General features: G+C 73.7%; 18 protein-coding genes. 4 read left to right on the top strand and 14 right to left on the bottom strand.

The annotated features are described in order from the left end of the window. Positions 1–11 precede the first annotated feature (11 nt). The 3 genes from OG767_RS08040 to OG767_RS08030 all read right to left on the bottom strand — a co-directional run bounded on the left by OG767_RS08040 (position 12) and on the right by OG767_RS08030 (position 4,668). Positions 12–632 (bottom strand): HAD-IA family hydrolase, encoded by a 621-nt coding sequence (locus OG767_RS08040; protein WP_281935730.1) that lies wholly within the window; start codon positions 630–632, stop codon positions 12–14. Beyond that, entirely contained in the window at positions 629–4,228 is a 3,600-nt protein-coding gene (gene smc, locus OG767_RS08035) for a chromosome segregation protein SMC (protein WP_405092838.1), read from the bottom strand. The genes OG767_RS08040 and smc overlap by 4 nt, the downstream gene beginning before the upstream one ends. Before the next feature lie 245 nt (positions 4,229–4,473). Further along, positions 4,474–4,668: a hypothetical protein gene (locus tag OG767_RS08030; protein ID WP_107156252.1), complete on the bottom strand. Its 195-nt coding sequence runs from the start codon at positions 4,666–4,668 to the stop codon at positions 4,474–4,476. Positions 4,669–5,046: 378 nt separating this feature from the next. On the opposite strand from OG767_RS08030, the gene OG767_RS08025 reads away from it, so the two are divergent. Together OG767_RS08025 and OG767_RS08020 are read left to right on the top strand one after the other, a co-directional pair. Next, positions 5,047–6,441: a CAP domain-containing protein gene (locus OG767_RS08025; RefSeq protein ID WP_405092837.1), complete on the top strand. Its 1,395-nt coding sequence runs from the start codon at positions 5,047–5,049 to the stop codon at positions 6,439–6,441. Positions 6,442–6,519: 78 nt separating this feature from the next. Then, entirely contained in the window at positions 6,520–7,392 is an 873-nt protein-coding gene (locus OG767_RS08020; protein WP_405092836.1) for an endo alpha-1,4 polygalactosaminidase, read from the top strand. Between the two features lie 10 nt (positions 7,393–7,402). Here the strand turns inward: OG767_RS08020 and OG767_RS08015 are convergent, their stop codons facing one another. Further along, the gene (locus OG767_RS08015; protein WP_405094158.1) at positions 7,403–7,762 is read right to left on the bottom strand and encodes a MerR family transcriptional regulator; all 360 of its coding nucleotides are present in this window, start codon (positions 7,760–7,762) and stop codon (positions 7,403–7,405) included. Between the two features lie 57 nt (positions 7,763–7,819). On the opposite strand from OG767_RS08015, the gene OG767_RS08010 reads away from it, so the two are divergent. Next, entirely contained in the window at positions 7,820–8,530 is a 711-nt protein-coding gene (locus tag OG767_RS08010; RefSeq protein WP_405092835.1) for an SDR family oxidoreductase, read from the top strand. Between the two features lie 62 nt (positions 8,531–8,592). Here OG767_RS08010 and OG767_RS08005 read toward each other — a convergent pair whose 3' ends face one another. The 10 genes from OG767_RS08005 to rsmD all read right to left on the bottom strand — a co-directional run bounded on the left by OG767_RS08005 (position 8,593) and on the right by rsmD (position 18,155). Next, positions 8,593–10,098, bottom strand: a complete 1,506-nt coding sequence (locus OG767_RS08005) for an MFS transporter (protein WP_405092834.1) — start codon at positions 10,096–10,098, stop codon at positions 8,593–8,595. Between the two features lie 202 nt (positions 10,099–10,300). Next, a complete protein-coding gene (locus tag OG767_RS08000) occupies positions 10,301–12,505 on the bottom strand; it encodes an MMPL family transporter (protein WP_405092833.1) in 2,205 nt (734 codons plus the stop codon). A 235-nt stretch (positions 12,506–12,740) separates the two neighbouring features. After that, the gene (gene mutM / locus OG767_RS07995; RefSeq protein WP_405092832.1) at positions 12,741–13,598 is read right to left on the bottom strand and encodes a bifunctional DNA-formamidopyrimidine glycosylase/DNA-(apurinic or apyrimidinic site) lyase; all 858 of its coding nucleotides are present in this window, start codon (positions 13,596–13,598) and stop codon (positions 12,741–12,743) included. Then, positions 13,591–14,433, bottom strand: a complete 843-nt coding sequence (gene rnc / locus OG767_RS07990) for a ribonuclease III (protein WP_405092831.1) — start codon at positions 14,431–14,433, stop codon at positions 13,591–13,593. The genes mutM and rnc overlap by 8 nt, the downstream gene beginning before the upstream one ends. Beyond that, positions 14,430–15,389, bottom strand: coding sequence for a phosphate acyltransferase PlsX (locus OG767_RS07985; protein WP_405094157.1), 960 nt, complete (start codon positions 15,387–15,389; stop codon positions 14,430–14,432). The genes rnc and OG767_RS07985 overlap by 4 nt, the downstream gene beginning before the upstream one ends. Positions 15,390–15,521: 132 nt before the next feature. Then, complete coding sequence (gene rpmF / locus OG767_RS07980) at positions 15,522–15,695, bottom strand: 50S ribosomal protein L32 (protein WP_107156117.1); 174 nt, start codon at positions 15,693–15,695, stop codon at positions 15,522–15,524. A 5-nt stretch (positions 15,696–15,700) separates the two neighbouring features. Next, on the bottom strand, positions 15,701–16,264 hold the full coding sequence (locus OG767_RS07975) for a YceD family protein (RefSeq protein WP_405092830.1): 564 nt from the start codon (positions 16,262–16,264) through the stop codon (positions 15,701–15,703). A 127-nt stretch (positions 16,265–16,391) separates the two neighbouring features. After that, entirely contained in the window at positions 16,392–16,889 is a 498-nt protein-coding gene (locus tag OG767_RS07970) for a hypothetical protein (RefSeq protein WP_107156119.1), read from the bottom strand. A gap of 229 nt (positions 16,890–17,118) precedes the next feature. Further along, on the bottom strand, positions 17,119–17,595 hold the full coding sequence (coaD, locus tag OG767_RS07965) for a pantetheine-phosphate adenylyltransferase (protein WP_405092829.1): 477 nt from the start codon (positions 17,593–17,595) through the stop codon (positions 17,119–17,121). Continuing rightward, the gene (rsmD, locus tag OG767_RS07960) at positions 17,592–18,155 is read right to left on the bottom strand and encodes a 16S rRNA (guanine(966)-N(2))-methyltransferase RsmD (protein ID WP_405092828.1); all 564 of its coding nucleotides are present in this window, start codon (positions 18,153–18,155) and stop codon (positions 17,592–17,594) included. The genes coaD and rsmD overlap by 4 nt, the downstream gene beginning before the upstream one ends. Positions 18,156–18,404: 249 nt before the next feature. Here rsmD and OG767_RS07955 point away from each other — a divergent pair, with 249 nt between their 5' ends. Continuing rightward, the gene (locus OG767_RS07955; RefSeq protein WP_405092827.1) at positions 18,405–19,358 is read left to right on the top strand and encodes a cell wall anchor protein; all 954 of its coding nucleotides are present in this window, start codon (positions 18,405–18,407) and stop codon (positions 19,356–19,358) included. Positions 19,359–19,521: the final 163 nt, after the last annotated feature.

The following is a 19,521-nucleotide window of genomic DNA, read 5'->3' as shown; positions in this document are numbered from 1 at the left end:
CGGACCCCGGCTCAGTACGCCAGCGCGGCGCGCAGGTAGCGCAGGTCGGCCGGCCCGCTCCACCGGTGCGCGGAGAGGCCGGCGACCCGGGCGCCGGCCACCGCGCGGTCCTGGTCGTCGACGAAGAGCACCCGGCCCGGCGGCGTGTCCAGCGCCGCGCAGGCGGCCTGGAAGTACTCCTTCGCCGGTTTGTGCACACCGATCACCGAGGAGTTGACCACCACGTCCAGCTCGTCGGTCAGGTCCAGCGCGGCCAGGTCGGCGTCGAGCAGGTCGGTGGCGTTGGTGCCCAACCCGACCCGGATGCCGGCCGCCCGCACCTCGCGGACGAACGCGAGCACGTCGGGGTCCACCTCCCCGCGGTAGCGCTGCCACGCCTCGACCGCCGCGCGGGCCCGGGCCGGGTCACCGACCGACGGGGTCAGCGCGTCCGCCACGCTCGCCATCCACGCGGCGTGGCTCATCCGGCCGGTGAGCACCGGTTGGAGCAGCCCCCAGGACATCGCGATCTCGCCGAGGACCCCCTCGGTGAGCCCGTACTCCCGCTCGACGCCGGCGGCCACCGCCGGGTCCCAGCGGCGCAGCACGCCGTCGAAATCCACCAGGAGCGCCGTGGCGCGTTCCCGACTCACTCGTCTGTCTCCTGCCCGTCGTCCCCGGCTCGGTTGAGCCGCTGGCTGATCACCTGGGTCACGCCGCTGCGCATCGTCACGCCGTAGAGCGCGTCGGCGATCTCCATGGTCCGCTTCTGGTGGGTGATGACGATCAGCTGGCTCTTCTCCCGCAACTGTGCCATCAGCGTGATCAGCCGGCCCAGGTTGACGTCGTCGAGCGCCGCCTCCACCTCGTCCATGATGTAGAACGGGCTGGGCCGGGCGCGGAAGATCGCCACCAGCATGGCCACCGCGGTCAGCGACCGTTCGCCGCCGGAGAGCAGCGAGAGCCGCTTGATCTTCTTGCCCGGCGGCCGGGCCTCGACCTCGACGCCGGTGGTGAGCAGGTCCTCCGGGTCGGTGAGCACCAGCCGGCCCTCGCCACCGGGGAAGAGCACGGTGAAGACCTGCTCGAACTCCCGGGCGGTGTCCTCGAACGCGCTGGCGAAGACCTCCAGGATCCGGTCGTCCACGTCCTTGACCACGGTGAGCAGGTCCCGCCGGGTGGCCTTGAGGTCCTCCAGCTGCTCGGAGAGGAACTTGAAGCGCTCCTCCAGCGCGGCGAACTCCTCCAGCGCGAGCGGGTTCACCTTGCCGAGCAGGGCCAGTTCCCGTTCCGCCTTGGCGGCCCGCTTCTCCTGCGCCGGCCGCTCGTAGCGGACCGGGTCGGGCACCGGCCGGCCGTCCTTCTCGGCCTGCGCGACGTCCGCGTCGGTCGGTGGCACGAGCTGCGCCGGGCCGTACTCGGCGACCAGCGTGGGCACGTCCAGACCGAAGTCCTCGGCGGCCTTCGCCTCCAACTGCTCGATGCGCATCCGCTGCTCGGCGCGGGCCACCTCGTCCCGGTGCACCTGGCTGGTGAGCCGCTCCAGCTCGGCGGCGAGGCGCTTGGCCGCGCCGCGTACCTCGGACAGCTCGGCCTCGCGGGCGGCGCGCTCGCGGGCGACGGCGTCCCGGTGCTCCTCGGCCCGGGCGAGCGAGACGGTGAGCCGGGTGAGCGCCTCGCGGGCGCCGCCGACCACGGCGCGGGCGATCTCCGCGCCGCGGGTGCGGGCCGCGCGGCGGGCCGCCGCGCGCTCCCGCGCGGCGCGTTCGGCGGTCGCCTGCCGGGCCAGCGAGTCGGCCCGGCCGGCGATCGAGGAGACCCGCTCCTCGGCGGTACGCACCGCGAGCCGGACCTCCATCTCGTTCTGCCGGGCCGGCGGCACCATGGCGGCGAGCTGGTCGCGTTCCTCGGTCGACGGTTCGGCGTCGATCGGGGTGACCTCGGCCAGCCGCAGCCGCTCCGCCAGCTCGGCCAGGGCCGTCAGGTCCCGCTCCCGGGCCGCCTCGGCGCGGGCCCGGGAGTCGCCGAGCCGGTCCGTCTCCGCCTTGGCCGACCGGGCGGCCGCGCCCAGCTCGGCGAGGCGTCGGGCGGCGGCGTTGCGGTGGCTTTCCGCCTCCCGCTTCGCGGCGGCGGCGTGCTGCACGGCCTCCTTCGCGGCGGTCACCTCGGCCCGCGCCTCGACCAGTTGTTCCCGCAGCTCGGCCGCGGTGTGCTCGGCGGTGGCCCGGTTGGTGCGGGCCTCCTCGACCGCGGCCTGCACCTCGATGAAGCTGGGTGCCTTGGCCGACCCGCCGGCCGCCGCGTACGCCCCGACCACGTCGCCGTCCGGGGTGACCGCGCGCAGCTCCGGGTTCGCGGCGACCAGCTCGGCGGCGGCGGCCAGGTCGTCGACGAGCGCCACGTCCCGCAGCGCCCGGTGCACGGCCGGACGGATCCCGGCCGCGCACTCCACCAGGTCGGGCGCCCAGCGGGCGCCCTCGGGCAGCTTCGGGCGCAGCGCGTCCGCCGAGCCGTCCATGCCGGGCCCGGCGGGGCTGCCGACCAGCAGCCCGGCCCGGCCGGCGTCGGAGATCTTGAGCAGCCGCATCGCCTCGACGGCCTCGTCCACGCCGGTGACCGCGACCGCGTCGGCGAGCCCACCCAGCGCGGCGGCGAGCGCCGCCTCGTCGCCGGGGGCCACGGTGAGCAGCCCGGCGAGGCTGCCGAGCAGGCCGGGCACCTGATCGGCGCGGGCCAGCAGCGCCCCGGCGCCGTCCTTGCGGCGCAGGCCGAGCGCGAGCGCCTCCTCGCGGGCCTTCCAGGTGGCGGCGTCCTTCTCGGCGGCCCGCTCGGCGTCGACGAGACCGCGCACGGTCGCCTGGGCCCGCTCGTGCGCGGCCACCGCCTCGGCGTGCCGGGCGTCCAGGTCGGCGTTGTCCCGGTCCGCCTCGGTGGACTGCTCGGCGACCGCGTCCAGGTCGGCCTGCGCCTTCTCGGCGCGGCCCAGCGCGTCGGCGTGCGCGGCGGCGAGCCGTTCGATCTCCTCGCCGGCGCTCGTGGTCCGCGCCCGGGCGGAGTTCACCTGGCCGGTCAGCCGGGCCAGCCCCTCGCGCCGGTCGGCGATGGCCTTGGCGGCGGCCACCAGCTCCCGTTCGGCGGCGGCGAGCTGCCGTTCCAGCTCCTGCCGGTGCTCGACCGCCTCGGCGAGCCGGATCTGGTCGTCGGTGAGCGCGGCGCGCAGTTCCTCCTCCTGCTCGCGGACCCGCCGCGACTCCGCCTCGAGTTGCTCCGGGTCGCGGCCGGGCCGCTCGTCGTCGCCGGTGGCGCTGAGGTGCCGCAGGCGCTCCCGGGCGAGCTGTTCGATGGACCGGAACCGCTCCTGCAACGCGGAGAGCTTGTACCAGGTGTCCTGGGCCGCCGCGAGCAGCGGGGCGTCCTCGGCCAGCGCCGCCTCCAGCTCACCGAGGCGGCCCTGCACCTCGCCGTGCTCGCCCTCGATCTGCTCGCGCCGCTCGCGCAGCGCGGTCTCGTCGGCGATCTCCTTGTCCAGCGTGGTCCGCAGCGTGTGCAGGTCGTCGGCGAGCAGCCGGAGCCGGGCGTCGCGCAGGTTGGCCTGGATGGCGGCGGCCCGCCGGGCCACCTCGGCCTGCCGGCCCAGCGGCTTGAGCTGGCGGCGCAGCTCGGCGGTGAGGTCGGTGAGCCGGTTGAGGTTCACCTGCATCGCGTCGAGCTTCCGCAGCGCCTTCTCCTTGCGCTTGCGGTGCTTGAGGACGCCGGCCGCCTCCTCGATGAACGACCGCCGGTCCTCCGGCTTGGCGTGCAGCATGCCGTCGAGCCGGCCCTGCCCGACGATGATGTGCATCTCCCGGCCGATGCCCGAGTCGGAGAGCAGCTCCTGGATGTCGAGCAGGCGGCAGGAGTCGCCGTTGATCTCGTACTCGCTCTCGCCGGAGCGGAACATCCGGCGGGTGATGGAGACCTCGGTGTACTCGATCGGCAGCGCGCCGTCGGTGTTGTCGATGGTGAGGGTGACCTCGGCCCGGCCCAGCGGGGCCCGTCCGGCGGTGCCGGCGAAGATGACGTCCTCCATCTTGCCGCCGCGCAGCGCCTTGGCGCCCTGCTCGCCGAGCACCCAGGCGATGGCGTCGACGACGTTGGACTTGCCGGAGCCGTTCGGACCGACCACGCAGGTGATCCCGGGCTCCAGCTTCAACGTCGTGGCGGAGGCGAAGGACTTGAAGCCCTTCACCGTCAGGCTCTTGAGATGCACCTTCTCGATCCTCGTCCGGTGGCCGCCGTACCGTCGCCGGAGCCGCGGACCTGGTGAACCCGCAGACTAACCCGCGACCGGGACGCCGCCGGCACGCGACCCACCCGGTTTCCGCCGGCGCAATTCCGGAACGCCTCGCAAGATCGATAATTGCGGAAAGGGTACGCACATGGCTGCGCGCCGGCACTGAAGTGTGTCGGCGCGCTTTTCGGTGTGGTGCGATTCAGTTTTCTGACAACTGGAACTCAGGTCAGCGCGGGCTCGGCGAGACGGAGGAGGTCGTCGGCCTCCGCTGCCGCCGCCGCGAGCCGATCGTTCTCGGCGCGCAGACGCGTGATCTCGAATTCCAGTGCCTGAACCCTGGCTCGCAGTCGGGTGACCTCGTCGAGCAGACGCCGGTCGGACGCTGCACCTACGTGGCCGTAGAGGGCCTTCGCCATGCTGAACTCCTCGATATGCGCTGCCGGAAAGGCCGGCCAACGCGCGCCCATGATGTTCGCGGCTGCCATTCCCGCTGTGTATCGGGACATGGCTGGGCGCGACTGGCGACACCTACATATTGAGCCGAACCCCCCTCCTTCGTCAAGTTGCCGCAGGCCGTAGATCATCTCCACGTCGGCCGGGCCACTCACCGGGGGGCTGCCACAAAGGGCGCGGACACGCTCTGTCCGGACGCCTTCACTGTACGCCCGGGTGTCTGGGAACACCTCCCCCTTCCCGCCCGGTTCGCCTTAACTCTTTCTTAGCCACGTTGCCGCTGCTCGGGCCGCGCCCGTAGCGTCACCCCGGCCCGCAACCGACCCGTGGAGGCGACAGGCGTGTACCGCTGGACCGACCCGATCGACCCGGACGACGCCTCCCGGCGCCCGGAGCCGCCGACCGACCAGGGTCCGGCGTGGCTCACCGACCGGCCCGAGCCGCGGTCGTCGTACCTCTTCGGGGACGAGTCCGGGCAGCCGCCCGCCGGCCACCTGCCGCCCACCCTCGACGCCGGCCGCTACGGCGACACCGCCCGGCCCGGCCACGGCCCGGCCGACGCCACCGAGGCGCACCCGGGCTGGGGCCACCCGGCCGAGCCGGGGCACGGCTCGCCCGCCGGCTACGGCCACGGCGACCAGCCGGGGTACGGCCCGGCCGCGCACCCGGGTCACGGCCCCGCCGCCGCGCCCGGCCACGACCAGCCCGCCGGCTACGACCAGTCCCGCTACGACCAGCCCGCCGGCTACGACCGGTCCCGCTACGACCAGCCCGGCTACGGGCCCGCCGCCGCGCCCGGCCACGACCGGCCCGGCCACGCCCAGGCGCAGCCGGCGTACGACTCCCGGGCGCCGTACGCGCCGGGCGACAGCTACCCGGCGGGCCGGGACCGCTGGAACGGCGAGGAGCCGGCCGGCGGGTGGGAGCAGCCCACCGCCGCCTGGCGGCCGGTGACCGACACCCCGGCCGACGACGACCGGCGCCGGCCGAAGCGGCGACTGTCCCGTCCGTTCGTGATCGGTGGCGCCGCCGCCGCGGCCACCCTCGTGGTGAGCCTGGGCGTGGGCGCGGTGCTGCTGCCCGGCGACGACGGGCCGGCCGAGCGGGCCGCCGTGGACGCGCCGGTGGCCGCCGCCGGGTCGCCGACCGGGGAGTCCGACGCCACGCCCGCCGCGGACGCGTCCGCCTCCGGCTCGGCGTCCGCCAGCCCGTCCACCGCGCCGACCACCGCCAAGCCGAGCCCGACGAGGAAGGTCGCGCCGAAGCCGAGCCGGACCACCGCCCCGTCGCGCCAGCAGGAGCGCAGCAGCGCGCCGAGCGGCACCACCGCCCGGACCACCTCCTCGGGTGGGCTCAGCGCCGAGTTGCAGCAGGTCGTCGACCTGGTCAACCAGGAGCGGGCCAAGGCCGGCTGCAAGGCGCTCGGCGTCGACTCCAAGTTGACGCTCGCCGCCCAGCGGCACAGCCAGGACCAGGCCGACCACAAGACCATGACGCACGACGGCAGCGACGGCAGCGACGTCGGGCAGCGGCTCGACCGGGCCGGCTACGCCTGGCGGGCGTACGGCGAGAACGTCGCCTGGAACCAGCAGAGCCCGGCCGCGGTCATGGACGCCTGGATGAACTCCCCCGGCCACCGGGCCAACATCCTGAACTGCTCGTTCACCGAGATCGGGGTGGGCGTGGCACGCAGCAACGGGCCGTACTGGACGCAGGACTTCGGCACCCCGCGCTGACCGGCGCGTCGTGACCGGGCCGGCGCTCGTTGACCGGTCGGAGGCGGCGTCGGGCCGCCCGCGTCCGGGGAGCTGTCGATGCGGATCCGGCCGGCGTACGCCGGGCCGCGCTCCCGGCCGGTCCGCGTCCGCCGACGGGGACCGCGCCGGGGCGTGGCGCTGGCGTTGACCGCGCTGCTGCTCGCCCCGCTCCCGGGCTGCCGGGACCAGCTCACGCCGCCGCCCGGCGCCCCCACCTCGTGGCCGGCCGCGCTGGCCCGTCGCTGGGCGTGGCAGTGGCAGCTCACCGGCCCGGTCGACGTCTCGGTCGCGGCGGACGTCTTCCTCCTCGACCCGGTCGTCACCACCTCGACCGAGACCGCCGCGCTGCGGGCCAGGGGGCGCCGGCTGGTCTGTCAGGTCCGGGTCGGCACGTACGCGACAGGCGACCCGGACGCCGCCCGCTTCCCGGCCGCGGTGCGCGGCGCGGCGGTGCCGGGTCGGCCCGGTAGCCGGTTCCTGGACGTCCGGCGCTGGGACTCGCTGGAGCCGGTGCTGGCCGACCGGTTCCGGCTCTGCCGGGGCAAGGGCTTCGGCGCGGTGGCGCTGTCCGACGTGGACGGCTTCCGGCACCGCTCCGGTTTTCCGCTCGGCTTCGACGAGCAGGTGCTGTTCAACCGTCGGCTGGCCGGGCTGGCCCGACGGTTCGACCTCTCCCCCGGCCTGGTCGACGACGTGACGCAGGTGGCGGCGCTGGCGCCCGACTTCGACTTCGCGGTCAACCAGGAGTGCGTCCGCCGACGCGAGTGCGCGAAGCTGCTGCCGTTCGTCGACGCGCACAAGCCGGTCTTCCACGTCGAGTACGTCGGCGAGCCGGCCACGTTCTGCGTCACCTCGGTCGGTTACGGCTTCGCGTCGATGCGCAAGGACCGCGCCCTCGACGCCTGGCGTGAGCCCTGCGCGCCGCCCTGACCCCGGCTCATCAGTGGTCGCACTCCGGGTTCGGCCTCGACGTCAGGTCGATGATGTCGTCGAGCCGGTCCCGGGCGATGGTCAGCTCGGCGATCTGCGCGTTGATCCGGTCCCGCTCCGCCGCGAGCCGGGCGCGCGACTCCGGCGTACTGACCTTGGCGTCGACGCACGGCAGGAGCTCCGCGATCGTCCTGCTGGACAGGCCCGCGCCGTACAACTGCTGGATCAGCCGCACCCGGTTGACGGCGGCGTCCCCGTACCGCCGCTGTCCGCTCTCGCTCCGCGTCGAGGCGAGCAACCCCTGTTCCTCGTAGTACCGCAGCGCGCGAACGCTCACCCGGGTGCGGGTCGCCAACTCCCCGATCCGCACGTGACCCACCTCGCAATGCTTGCCTCTGACGTCAACGTGAGGTTCTAGGGTAGCGGCATGCAGATCAACGGCACAAAGGCCCTCGTAACGGGCGCGAACCGCGGGCTCGGCAAGGCCTTCGTCGAAGCTCTCCTCGCCCGCGGCGCCGACACCGTCTACGCGACCGCGCGCCGCCCCGACCAGATCACCGTTCCCGGCGCCGTGCCCCTCCGGCTGGACGTCACCGACGCGGCGTCCATCGACGCCGCGGCGGCCGAGGTGGGCGACCTCGACATTCTCATCAACAACGCCGGCATCTCCACGGACGCGCCACTGCTCGGGCCGTCCACCGACAACATCCGCCGCGAGTTCGACACCAACTTCTGGGGCACCCTCAACGTCACCCGGGCCTTCGCCCCGAGACTTGCCGGTGGCGCGATCCTGACCGTCATCTCCGCGCTGAGCTGGTACGCCTTCGCCCCCAGCAGCAACGGCTACGCCGCCTCCAAGGCGGCGGAATGGTCTCTCACCAACGGTGTCCGGCTGGAGTTGGCCGGCCAGAAGACCCAGGTCACCGCCCTGGCCCTGGCCATCGCCGACACCGACATGATGGCCAGCGTGGACATCCCCAAACTCCCGCCGCACGAGGTGGTCGCGCTGGCGCTGGACGGCCTGGAAGCGGGCCAGCTCGAAGTGATCGCCGACCGGCCCACCGCCAATGTCAAGGCGTCGCTCTCCCGCGATCCCGCGCTCTTCTACGCCGACATCCCCGGCGCCCTCTTCGGCTGATGCCTCACCACGGCACCGCCCCCGGCCGGTTGCGGCCGGGGGCGGTGCCAGGCGACGGTTCGTCAGCCGGAGGCGCCGGAGACCTTGGCCGGGGCGCTGTCGGCGCCGCGCTGCGACGGCAGGTCGGGGTGCTCGGCGCTGAGCGGGGTGGCCAGGTCCTCCAGGGACTTGCCTTCCGCCTTGACGCCGAGCGCCAGCTCCACCAGACCACCGATGATCATGATGGTGGCGCCGATGACGAACGCGATCACGGTGTCGCCGACCTGGCCGCTGCCGACCAGCTTGGCGAAGAGCAGCGGGCCGGTGATGCCACCGGCGGCGGTGCCGATCGCGTAGAAGAACGCGATCGCCATGGCCCGGGTCTCCATCGGGAAGATCTCGCTGACCGTCAGGTACGCCGCGCTGGCCCCCGCCGAGGCGAAGAAGAGCACCACGCACCAGCAGGCGGTCATGGTCACCGCGCTGAGCACGCCGGAGTGGAACAGCCAGGCGGTGCCGAGCAGCAGCACGCCGGAGCCGATGTACGAGCCGGCGATCATCGGCACCCGGCCGACCGTGTCGAACAGCCTGCCGAGCAGCAGCGGGCCGAGCAGGTTGCCGACCGCGATGACCGCGAAGTAGTAGCCGCTGTTGCCGGGCGGGACGTCGAAGAAGGTCTCCAGGATCTGGGCGAAGCCGAACGTGATCGCGTTGTAGAGGAACGCCTGCCCGATGAAGAGCGAGAAGCCCAGCGTGGCGCGCTTCGGGTAGCGGCGGAACAGCGTCTTCGCGATCTCCAGGAAGTTCGTGCTCTTCCGCTGCCGGATCTCGATGTAGTTGTCGGCCTCGACAAGGTCCTTGCCAGTCTCCCGTTCCACCTCGGCCTCGACCGAGTCGACGAGGTGGTTCGCCTCGTCCGCCCGACCGTGGATGAACAACCAGCGTGGGCTCTCCGGCACGTGCCGGCGGACCAGCAGGATCACCACGCCGAGCACCGCGCCCAGGCCGAACGCCACCCGCCAGCCGAGGTTGGTCGGCAGGCCGTTGAGCAGCGGTACGGTCAGCAGCGCGCCGACCGCCGCGCCGAGCCAGAACGTGCCGTTGATGATGATGTCGATCCGGCCGCGATGGCGGGCCGGGATCAGCTCGTCGATGGCCGAGTTGATGGCCGCGTACTCACCGCCGATGCCCATGCCGGTGAGGAACCGGAACAGGAAGAACCACCAGGTGTCGAACGAGAGCGCGGTGAGCGCGGTGGCCACCAGGTAGAGCCCCAGCGTCAGCAGGAACAGCTTCTTGCGGCCGAACCGGTCGGTGAGCCAGCCGAAGAAGAGCGCGCCGGTGCACGCGCCGGCCACGTAGAGCGCGGCGGCCAGGCCGGTGACCTGGCTCTGGGTGATGTCCAGACCGCTGCCCGGCTCGGCCAGCTTCCCGGACAGGTTGCCGACGATGGTCACCTCGAGACCGTCGAGGATCCACACCGTCCCGAGACCGATCACGATCATCCAGTGCCAGCGGGACCACGGCAGCCGGTCGAGGCGGGCCGGGACGTTGGTCCGGACGGTGCCGGTCGACACGTCGGTGCTCATGACGCCCGCCGGAGGGATTCGGGAGCCGGGGCGGAAGTAAGCGCCTCCGGCGAGAGCTGTTCATCCATGGCCGCCCAGATGCCCCGCTGTTCGGCGCGTTAATCCTGTCCAGCGGTGTCCGGCTGGGCGTGGGCTGGGTGCCGGGTGGGAGCGCGCTGAAGGGCCGGACGGGGGCCGGATCGGACGATCCGGCCCCCTTCGGTCAGCGGGCGCCGACCAGCTCCGGCGCCGGCGCGGGCGGCTCGGCCGGCGGGGCGGCCACCCGGCGGCGCAGGAACCGCGGCGCCCACCAGTTCGCGTCGCCCAGCAGCGTCATCACCGACGGCAGCACCACCGCGCGGATGATCGTGGCGTCCAGCAGGATCGCCGCCGCCAGCCCGATGCCGAGCTGCTTGAAGTCGATCATGCTGAGCGTGGCGAAGATCGAGAAGACCCCGACCATCACGATCGCCGCGCTGGTCACCACCGGCGCCGAGGACGTGATCCCGTACGCCACCGCCTCCCGGTTGGGCATGCCCCGGTCCACCGCCTCGCGAATCCGGCTGACCACGAAGACGTGGTAGTCCATGGAGAGCCCGAACAGCACCACGAACAGGAACAGCGGCAGCCAGGTGACGATCGCGTCCATCGAGGTGAACCCGAGCAGCCCCTCCGCCCAGTCGCTCTGGAAGACCAGCACCAGCAGCCCGTACGCGGCGGCGACGGAGAGCAGGTTCAGCAGGATCGAGGTGAGCGCCACCACCACCGACCGGAACGTCCAGGCCATCACCAGGAACGTCAGCGCCAGCACGAACGCCGCGACCACCGGCAGCTTCGCCCAGATGTGGTCGGCGTAGTCCTCGCTGGCGGCCACCCCGCCGCCGACCGCGTACTCCACGCCGGGAACGCCGTCCAGGGCGGCCGGCACCAGGTCGTCACGCAGCTCGTGCAGCGAGCGGGACGCCTCGTCCGAGCGGCTGGCGAACGGGGTGGCCACCTCCAGCACCGACACCCGCCGGTCCGTCGACACCCGGATCTCCGGGCCGTCCCCCTCGGCCGGCGCGAAGAGCGGGTCGGCGCCGGTGCGGGCGGCCAGCCCGGTGAGCGCGGCCCGCACCCGGTCGGCCTGGTCGGCGGGCGCCCGCACAGCCACCGTGTGGCTGGTGCCGTTGCTCGGGAAGGCCGCCGCGAGCCGGTCGTACGCCTGCATGGCCGCCGTGGTGCGCGGCACGTCCTCGGTCCCGGGGAACTTCAGCTTCATGCCCAACGCGGGCGCGGCCAGGGCGAGCAGCAGCGCCACCGACACCAGCAGGGTGGCCACCGGCGCGCGCAGCGCGGGCCGGAGCACCGCCGGCCAGAAGCGGGGACGCCGCCCGGGACGCGGGGTGGTGAGCCGCCAGAGCAGCGGCACCCGGGGCCGGTCCACCCACCGGCCCAGCTTGGCCAGCAGCGCCGGCAGCACGGTCAGCGAGCCGAGCACCGCCACCGCGACCACCAGGATCGAGCCGACCGCCAGCGACGAGAAGATCGCGTCCTGGGCGAGCAGCAGCCCGGCCATCGCGATGATCACGGCCGTGCCGGAGACCACCACGGCGTGCCCGGAGGTCTCCGCCGCGACCTCCACCGCGTCCAGGCCGGACCGCCCCTTCGCCCGTTCCTCGCGCTCACGCCGCACGTAGAACAGCGAGTAGTCGACGCCCACCGCCATGCCGATCAGCAGGATCACGCTGGCCGTGGTGTCGGTGGCCGGCACCAGGTGCGAGGCGAGCGTGGAGAGGCCCATCGCGGCGGCCACCGAGGAGAGCGCGAGCAGCACCGGCACGCCGGCGGCGATCAACGCGCCGAACGCGATGATCAGGATGGCCAGCGTCACCGGCAGGCTGAGCAGCTCGGCCCGCTTGAAGTCCTTGCCGAGCGTGTCGTCGAGCGCCTTGTCGATCGACGGGCCGCCGACCTCCTCCACCCGCAACCCCGGATGGGCCGCCTGCACGCCGGCGGTGGCGTCCCGCAGCGGCCCCACCCGGTCCCCGGCGGTCTCCGGGTCGCCGGACATGGTGATCGGCAGCAGCAGCGCGCTCCCGTCCCGGGACGGCATCGGCGTACCCACCGACGCGACGCCCTCGACCTGCCGCAGCCGGTCCGCGGCGGCCTGGGCGGCGGCCTTCGCCGCGGCCGGGTCGAGCGGGCCCGACCGCGCGGTGATCAGCACGTTCTCGGTGGCCGCCCGGTGGAAGCCGCCGTCGTCGACGATCAGCTCGGCCCGCCCGAACTCGCCGATCGCCTGATCCGCGTCGGTGGCCTCGTTCAGCCCGGCGGCGTTGCCGCCGAGAAAGCACACCGCCACGAACACCACCCACAGCGCGATGGCCCGCCACGGATGCTCCGCACTCCACCGTGCCACCCGCACGGTCACCGGTCGCCTGCCCATATCCGGGTCCCCCTCCAGCCGTCGGCCCCGTGCCGACGTCTGGAGACGCTAGGCAGCCGACGGAGCCCGGACATCGGGGAACGGCCCCGGCTCCTCCCCGATAGGGCTGGCCCTACCAGGCGGCCGGAACCGGCCGCGCCGGTCGGGCGGAAAAGGACATTTCAGGGTACGTCGCGGCGGGCCCCCGGGCCCGCTCCGGCGCAGCACACCGGCGCAACCCCGAACCGGCTCGGGGTCATCCCCGGAGGGTGCCCCGGGGACGCGGCTGGCAGCGCGGGCAACTGTAGGAGGAACGGTTCATGAACGCCTCCCGCCGGATCGGCGCGCCACAGCGCGGGCAGGGCTCGCCCTCCCGGCCGTACGCGTTCAACGACCTGTCGAAGTAGCCGCTCTCGCCGTTGACGTTCACGTACAGCTCGTCGAAGCTGGTGCCGCCCTGCTTGATCGCCTCGCCGAGCACGTCCCGCACGTGGCCGAGCAGCCGCAGCGCCGCCGGCCGGGTCAGCGCGTCGGTCGGCCGGGCGCCGTGCAACTTCGCCCGCCACAGCGCCTCGTCGGCGTAGATGTTGCCCACGCCGGAGATCAGCGTCTGGTCGAGCAGCGCCCGCTTGACCTCCGTACGCCGGCGGCGCAACGCGGCCACGAACGCGTCGTCGGAGAACTCCGGGTCCATCGGGTCCCGGGCGATGTGCGCGATCTCGGCCGGCAGCTCCGCCCCGCCGTCGGAGACGGACAGCCCGCCGAACGTGCGCTGGTCGACGAAGCGCAGCTCCGGGCCGTCGTCGGCGAACCGGAACCGGACCCGCAGGTGCAGCTCGTCGGCCGCGCCGACCGGTTGCAGCAGCAACTGCCCGGACATGCCCAGGTGGCCGATCACCGCGTCCCCGCTGTCCAGCGGCAGCCAGAGATACTTGCCCCGGCGGCGGACGTCGGTGATCGTCCGGCCGGCCAGCACGTCGGCGAAGTGCGCGCCGCCCGGCGCGTGCCGGCGTACCGCCCGGGGATGGCGCACCTCGACGGCGCTGATCCGTCGGCCGACCACCCACTCGGCCAGCCCCTGCCGGACGGTTTCGACCTCGGGCAGCTCAGGCACGGCCGGCGCCCGCCTCGGCGTCCTCCGGGTCGACCGCCGCCCCGGCCTCGGTCACCCCGGCCTCGGCCGCCGCCCGCGCCTCGGCCTCGGCCCGCGCCTCGGCCTCCGCCCGCGCGGTCGCCTCCGCCTGCTCGGTGAGCATCCGCCAGGCCGACTCGGCGGCCCGCTGCTCGGCCTCCTTCTTGCTGCGCCCCTCCGCGCCGCCGTACCGGTTGCCGGCCACCACCACCCAGGCGGTGAACGTCTTCAGGTGGTCCGGTCCGGTGCCCTCGATCCGGTACTCCGGCACGCCCAGCCCCAGCGCGGCGGTCAACTCCTGGAGGCTGGTCTTCCAGTCCAGTGCCGCGCCCCGCCCGGCCGACTCCGCCATCAGCGGGTCGAAGAGGCGGTGGATCACGATGGCGGCGGTGTCCAGGCCGTACTGGAGGTAGATGGCGCCGAGCAGCGCCTCCAGCGTGTCGGCCAGGATGCTCGCCTTGTCCCGACCGCCGGTGGCCTCCTCGCCCTTGCCGAGCAGGAGGTACGCGCCCAGCCCGTCCGGGCCCAGGCCACGCGCCACGTCGGCCAGCGCGCGCATGTTGACCACGCTGGCCCGCAGCTTCGCCAACTGCCCCTCGGGCAGGTCCGGGTGGTTGTGGAAGAGCGCGGTGGTGATCACCACGCCGAGGACCGAGTCGCCGAGGAACTCCAGCCGCTCGTTGGTGGGCAGCCCGCCGTTCTCGTACGCGTACGAGCGGTGGGTCAGGGCGCGTTCCAGCAGCTCCGGGTCGAGCGACACCCCGAAGGCCGCCTCGAGGAGGCCGACGGGAGCACGCCGCCGCTTGTCGTTGGTCATGGTGCTACCTCGGTGTCGTTGCGGTCAGGTGCGGGATCGTGCGGGATCTCGGCGAGCAGGGCACGGACCGTGCCGGCGGCGTCGCGACGCCAGAGGTGGGCGGCCAGCGCGATGCCCGAGGCGATGTCGTCGGGGCCGGCCGCGCCGTGGCACACCACCACCGTGCCGGCCACCCCGAGCAGGGCCGCCGCGCGCGGCGCACCGCCGCTGACCGGCGGCCCACCGGCCATGGCGTACGCGCCCTCGATGGCCTTCAGCAGGACGTTGCCGGTGAAGCCGTCGGTCACCACCACGTCGGCGCGACCGCCCAGCGAGAGGTCGTAGCCCTCGACGAGGCCGACGTAGCGGGCGCCGCAGGGCAGTGGCACGGCGGCCAGCGCCGGATCGGCGGCCCGGCGCAGGCGGTCCCCCTTGCCGGCCTCGTGGCCGACGGAGAGCAGGCCCACCCGGGGCGCGACGACGCCGTGCGCCACCGCCGCGTAGGCGGCGCCGAGGACGGCGTGCCGGACCAGCGTGGCGGGGCCGGGTTCGAGTGTGCCGCCGACGTCCAGCAGGACCACCGGCCCGGCGACCGCCGGCAGCGTGGCGACCAGCGCGGGTCGGCGTACCCCGGTCCAGCGGCCCAGGCCGAGCGCGGCGGCGGTGACGGTGGCTCCGGTCGAGCCGGCGGAGACCACGGCGTCGGCGAGCCCGTCGTGGACGGCCTGCACGGCCGTGCGTACCGTGCTCTCGCCGCGTGCGGCGGTCGGATGGTCGGCCATGCCGACGGCGGCCCGCACCGGGCGGACCGTGACCCGGGCGCGGTGCGCCGGGTCGAGCGCAGCGATCAGCCCGTCGGCCACCTCGGTCGGGCCGACGAGCATCAGGCGCAGGTCAGGGTCGGCGCGCACCGCCCGCAGAGCGCCGTCAACCACGACGGCGGGAGCATCGTCCCCGCCGAGGAGGTCGACGGCGATCCGCGCGGTGCCCGGCTCCGTCGGCCCGCCGGCCGGGGAACGGCCGGCGGCGGAGGGAGCCGGGGCACCGGGCGTGAGCCGTGGTGCGCGCGCCGCCCGACCGGTGGTCGGGGGCGTCACTCGGCGTCCAGGTCAGACCTCGAGAACCTGGCGGCCGTTGTACGTGCCGCAGACGGAGCAGGCGGCGTGCGGCAGCTTCGGCGACTTGCACTGCGGGCAGGCAACGGTCGACACCGCCGTGGCCTTCCAGTTCGCCCGGCGGGCGCGGGTGTTGCTGCGCGACATCTTGCGCTTGGGGACGGCCACGGTTCCTACTCCTCTGTACGGGTCAGTTGCGACAGGCCCGCCCAACGCGGGTCGACCTGCTGGTGACTGTGGTCGGCCGGCAGATCGTCCCAGTGCACCCCACACTCGGGGCACAGCCCTGGGCAGTCCTCCCGGCAGAGCGGGTTGGTCGGCAGCGCGAGCACCACCGCGTCCCGCAACGCCGGCTCCAGGTCGATCAGATCGCCCTGCATCCGGCCCACCTCGTCCTCGTCGGTCGTCTCGTCCGTGGTGCTGTCCTCGTACGCGTACAGCTCCTGGACGTTCACGACCACCGAGTCGTCGATCTCACGGAGGCAGCGACCGCACTCGCCCTTGACGGGGCCGGTGACGGTCCCGGAGACGAGCACGCCCTCGGACACCGACTGCAACCTCAGGTCGAGGTCGAGGTCCGTGCCCGCCGGCACGCCGATCAACTCGACGCCGAGGTCCGCCGGTGCCGTCACGACCCGCCGGTGCGTACGCAACGCGCCAGGGCGACGCGGCAGGTCCCTCGTGTCGAGGACCAGCGGCGCCCTGGGGTCGAGTTGGCGTGGCGAATGTTTGGGCATAGTCAGACTCCGGCCGGTGAGAGGCCGACAAAAAAGGTTACCTGGCAGGGGGGCGGACCGTCGAACCGGGGGCGTGTCCGCCCCGGTCCGGCGGCAGCCGGCTGTCGGCGACCGGCCCGTGCGCCGCTCAGAAGGGTAGCGGGCGGTCGGCCTCGTCCCCCGCGAAGGTGCCGATCTCACGCAGCGCGTGCATCTTGTCCCGGCCGCGCTCGATCGAGGCCAACGCCCTGGTGAGGAACTGCTCGAAGTTGGCCAGCGCGGTGTCGACGTAGTCGTCCACCTCCTCGCGGAGGCGCTGCGCCTCGGCCCGCGCCTCGCCGATGATCCGGGCGCCCTCGTGCTCGGCGGAGACCGTGATCTCGTTCACCGAGACCAGGCGGGCGTGTTCCGCCTCACCCTCGCTGATGATCCGGTCGGCCTCGCGCTTGCCGGCCTCCATGATCTTGTCCCGTTCCTCCAGCAGCGCGGCGGCCCGGCGCAGGTCGGCGGGGAGCTCGGCGCGCAGCTCGTCGAGCACGGCGATCATCTCACCGCGGTCGACCATGCAGTTGTTGCGCGACATCGGGACGGAGCGGGCCTGCTCCACCATGGCGATCAGTTCGTCGATGCGATCGAGCGGGTCCACCGGCGCCTCACTCCTGTCTTCGTCGGCCGCCCTCCATGATGCGGCCTGCGCCCGGTTCCGGCGCTGCCCCCATCATGTCGCGCCCCGCCCACTCCCGCCCCACCCCGCCCACCCGGCGCGCCGCCCACGCTCCGCTCCTGCCACGCCCCCGCCGTTGATCTTGCACTTTCCGCCCCGACATCCGGCGCGAAAAGGACACCTGCCGGGCCGCAAGTGCAAGATCGGCGGGTCAGGGGCGGAGGCGGGCTACGAGTTGCTCGCGGACCAGGTCGGGGACGTGGGCGGAGATGTCGCCGCCCCACTTGGCCACGTCCTTGACCAGGCTGGAGGAGAGGAAGGAGTAGAGCGGGTTGGTCGGCATGAAGAGCGTCTCCACGCCGGCCAGGCCGATGTTCATCTGGGCCATCTGCAACTCGTAGTCGAAGTCGCTGACCGCCCGCAGGCCCTTGATCAACACGCTCGCCTGCTGGTCCCGGCAGAAGTCGACGAGCAGGCCGCGGAACGACTCCACCCGGACGTTGTCGTACGAGGAGGTCACCTCGCGGAGCATCCTGATCCGCTCCTCGACCGTGAACAACCCCTGCTTCGACTGGTTGACCAGCACGCCGACGATCACCTCGTCGAAGAGCCGGCTGGCCCGGCCGACGATGTCGAGGTGACCATTGGTGACCGGGTCGAACGAGCCCGGGCAGACCGCACGTCTCATGATCGGCGACCGTACCAAAGGGTGGTCTCGCCGTAGCGGCGACTGCGTTCCGGCGTGACGCCCTCCACCCAGTCGACCGGTCCGGATCGGCGGGACCGCTCGACGACCACCAGGGCGTCCGGGGCGAGCCAGTCGCCGTCGACCAGCGCGGCCAGCATCGCGGTGATCTCCGCGGCCGGCACCGCGTACGGCGGGTCGGCGAAGACCACGTCGTACGGCCCGCCGTCCGGCCCGGCCGCCAGCACGCCGGCCACCTTGCCGGTGACCAGGCGGGCGGCCGGCGCGGCCCGGAGCGTGGCGATGTTCTCCCGGATCACCCGGGCGGCCCGGGCGTCCGACTCGACCAGCAGCACGTGCGCCGCGCCCCGGGACAGCGCCTCCAGCCCGACCGCGCCGGAGCCGGCGAACAGGTCGGCGAAGCGCGCCCCGGCCAGGTCGAGATCGGCCTGCACGGCGCTGAACAGCGCCTCCCGCACCCGGTCCGAGGTCGGTCGGGTGCCGGCGCCGGGCGGCGCGGCGATCCGCCGCCCACCGAACGCGCCGGCCACGATCCGGGTCACCGTCGTTCCCTCCGCATGCCCCGACGCTACGCGACCGCGGACACGGGACGGGCGGACCACCGGGAGCGACGGCTCGTGACGCCCCGTACATCTATGATCTCGAATTCATAACGGACCCTTTACGACCCGTAGATCGCGGTAACGCCCACAGTGTCGATCTCGCTAGGGTCTGCCCGGTTGCCGCGTGGACGCGTGACTCCGGTCCGTCCGCCGCACCTCTCTCCGCACCTCCCCTCATCAGGAGAAGACGTGAACCGTCTCAACCTCCGGCGTGCCGCCGTCCTCACCGCCGGCGCGCTGATCGGCCTCGCGGGCGTCGCCACCACGGCCGCCCCGGCCGCGGCCCACCACCCCGAACCGTCCGGCAGCTTCTGCGCCACCAAGGACGGCACGGTCACCGTCACCTGGTCGGTGACCAGCAGCGAGACCGACATCTCCGGCCGCATCACCAAGCTCGAGTCCACCGTGCCCGGTGACATCACCGGCGGCCTGAGCATCGGCGCGGAGCTGAAGAAGCAGAGCGAGGGGCCGCTGACCGGCACCCAGACCCACACGTTCACCGGCGCCGTCCCTGAGCTGAAGCTGACCGTCGGGGCGCACTGGGAGCGGGGCCGGCAGTCGCACGACGGTGAGCGCACCGTGGTGGCCCGGCCCAGCCGCGACTGCGAGGTCGTGGAGAGCCCGTCGCCGTCGCCCAGCTCGCCGTCGCCGAGCGCCACGCCGGAGCCGACCCGGTCGCCCGAGCAGCCCACCCCGACGCCGTCCGCGTCCGTCTCCACGCCGCCGAGCCCGTCCGCGACGCCGTCCGCCCCGGCCGAGCCGGCGGAGCCGATCTTCAAGCTGGACCAGGACTGCGACTCGATGACCTTCATCGTGGAGAACCCGGCGAAGGGCATCCCCTTCACCGCCACGCTGACCACCGAGAAGGGCATCACCAAGAAGCTCACCTCCGCGCCGGGCACGACCACCTCGGTCGAGTTCGACGCCTACCGGGGCCTCAAGGTCACCGTGAAGTACGACGTGGTCGCCGACGCCGAGACCGTCCCGTACACCCAGCCGGAGGACTGCTCCGGCCAGGGCGGCGGCCTGCCGGTGACCGGCCCGGCCGCCGGCGCGATCGCCGGTGGCGCCGCGCTGCTGCTGGTTGCCGGCGCGGTGCTGTTCGTGGTGGCCCGCCGCCGCCGGATCCGCTTCACCGCCTGACCCGCCCACACCGCCGCGAGGGCGCGTCGACCACCCGGTCGGCGCGCCCTCGCATCCCCAGCACCTCACGGGCCTCACGCGCCTGTTTCACGGAAAGAGTGGCCTTCGGGGCCCAGTTAGCCACTATTTCCGTGAAACAGGGCGGCCGGGACGTCGCGCCCCC

The sequence above is a fragment of the Micromonospora sp. NBC_01392 genome (assembly GCF_045040125.1).
Lineage (GTDB): Bacteria > Actinomycetota > Actinomycetes > Mycobacteriales > Micromonosporaceae > Micromonospora.
Note: the sequence above shows the minus strand (reverse complement) of the source record. Positions and strands in the feature narration are given on the sequence as shown.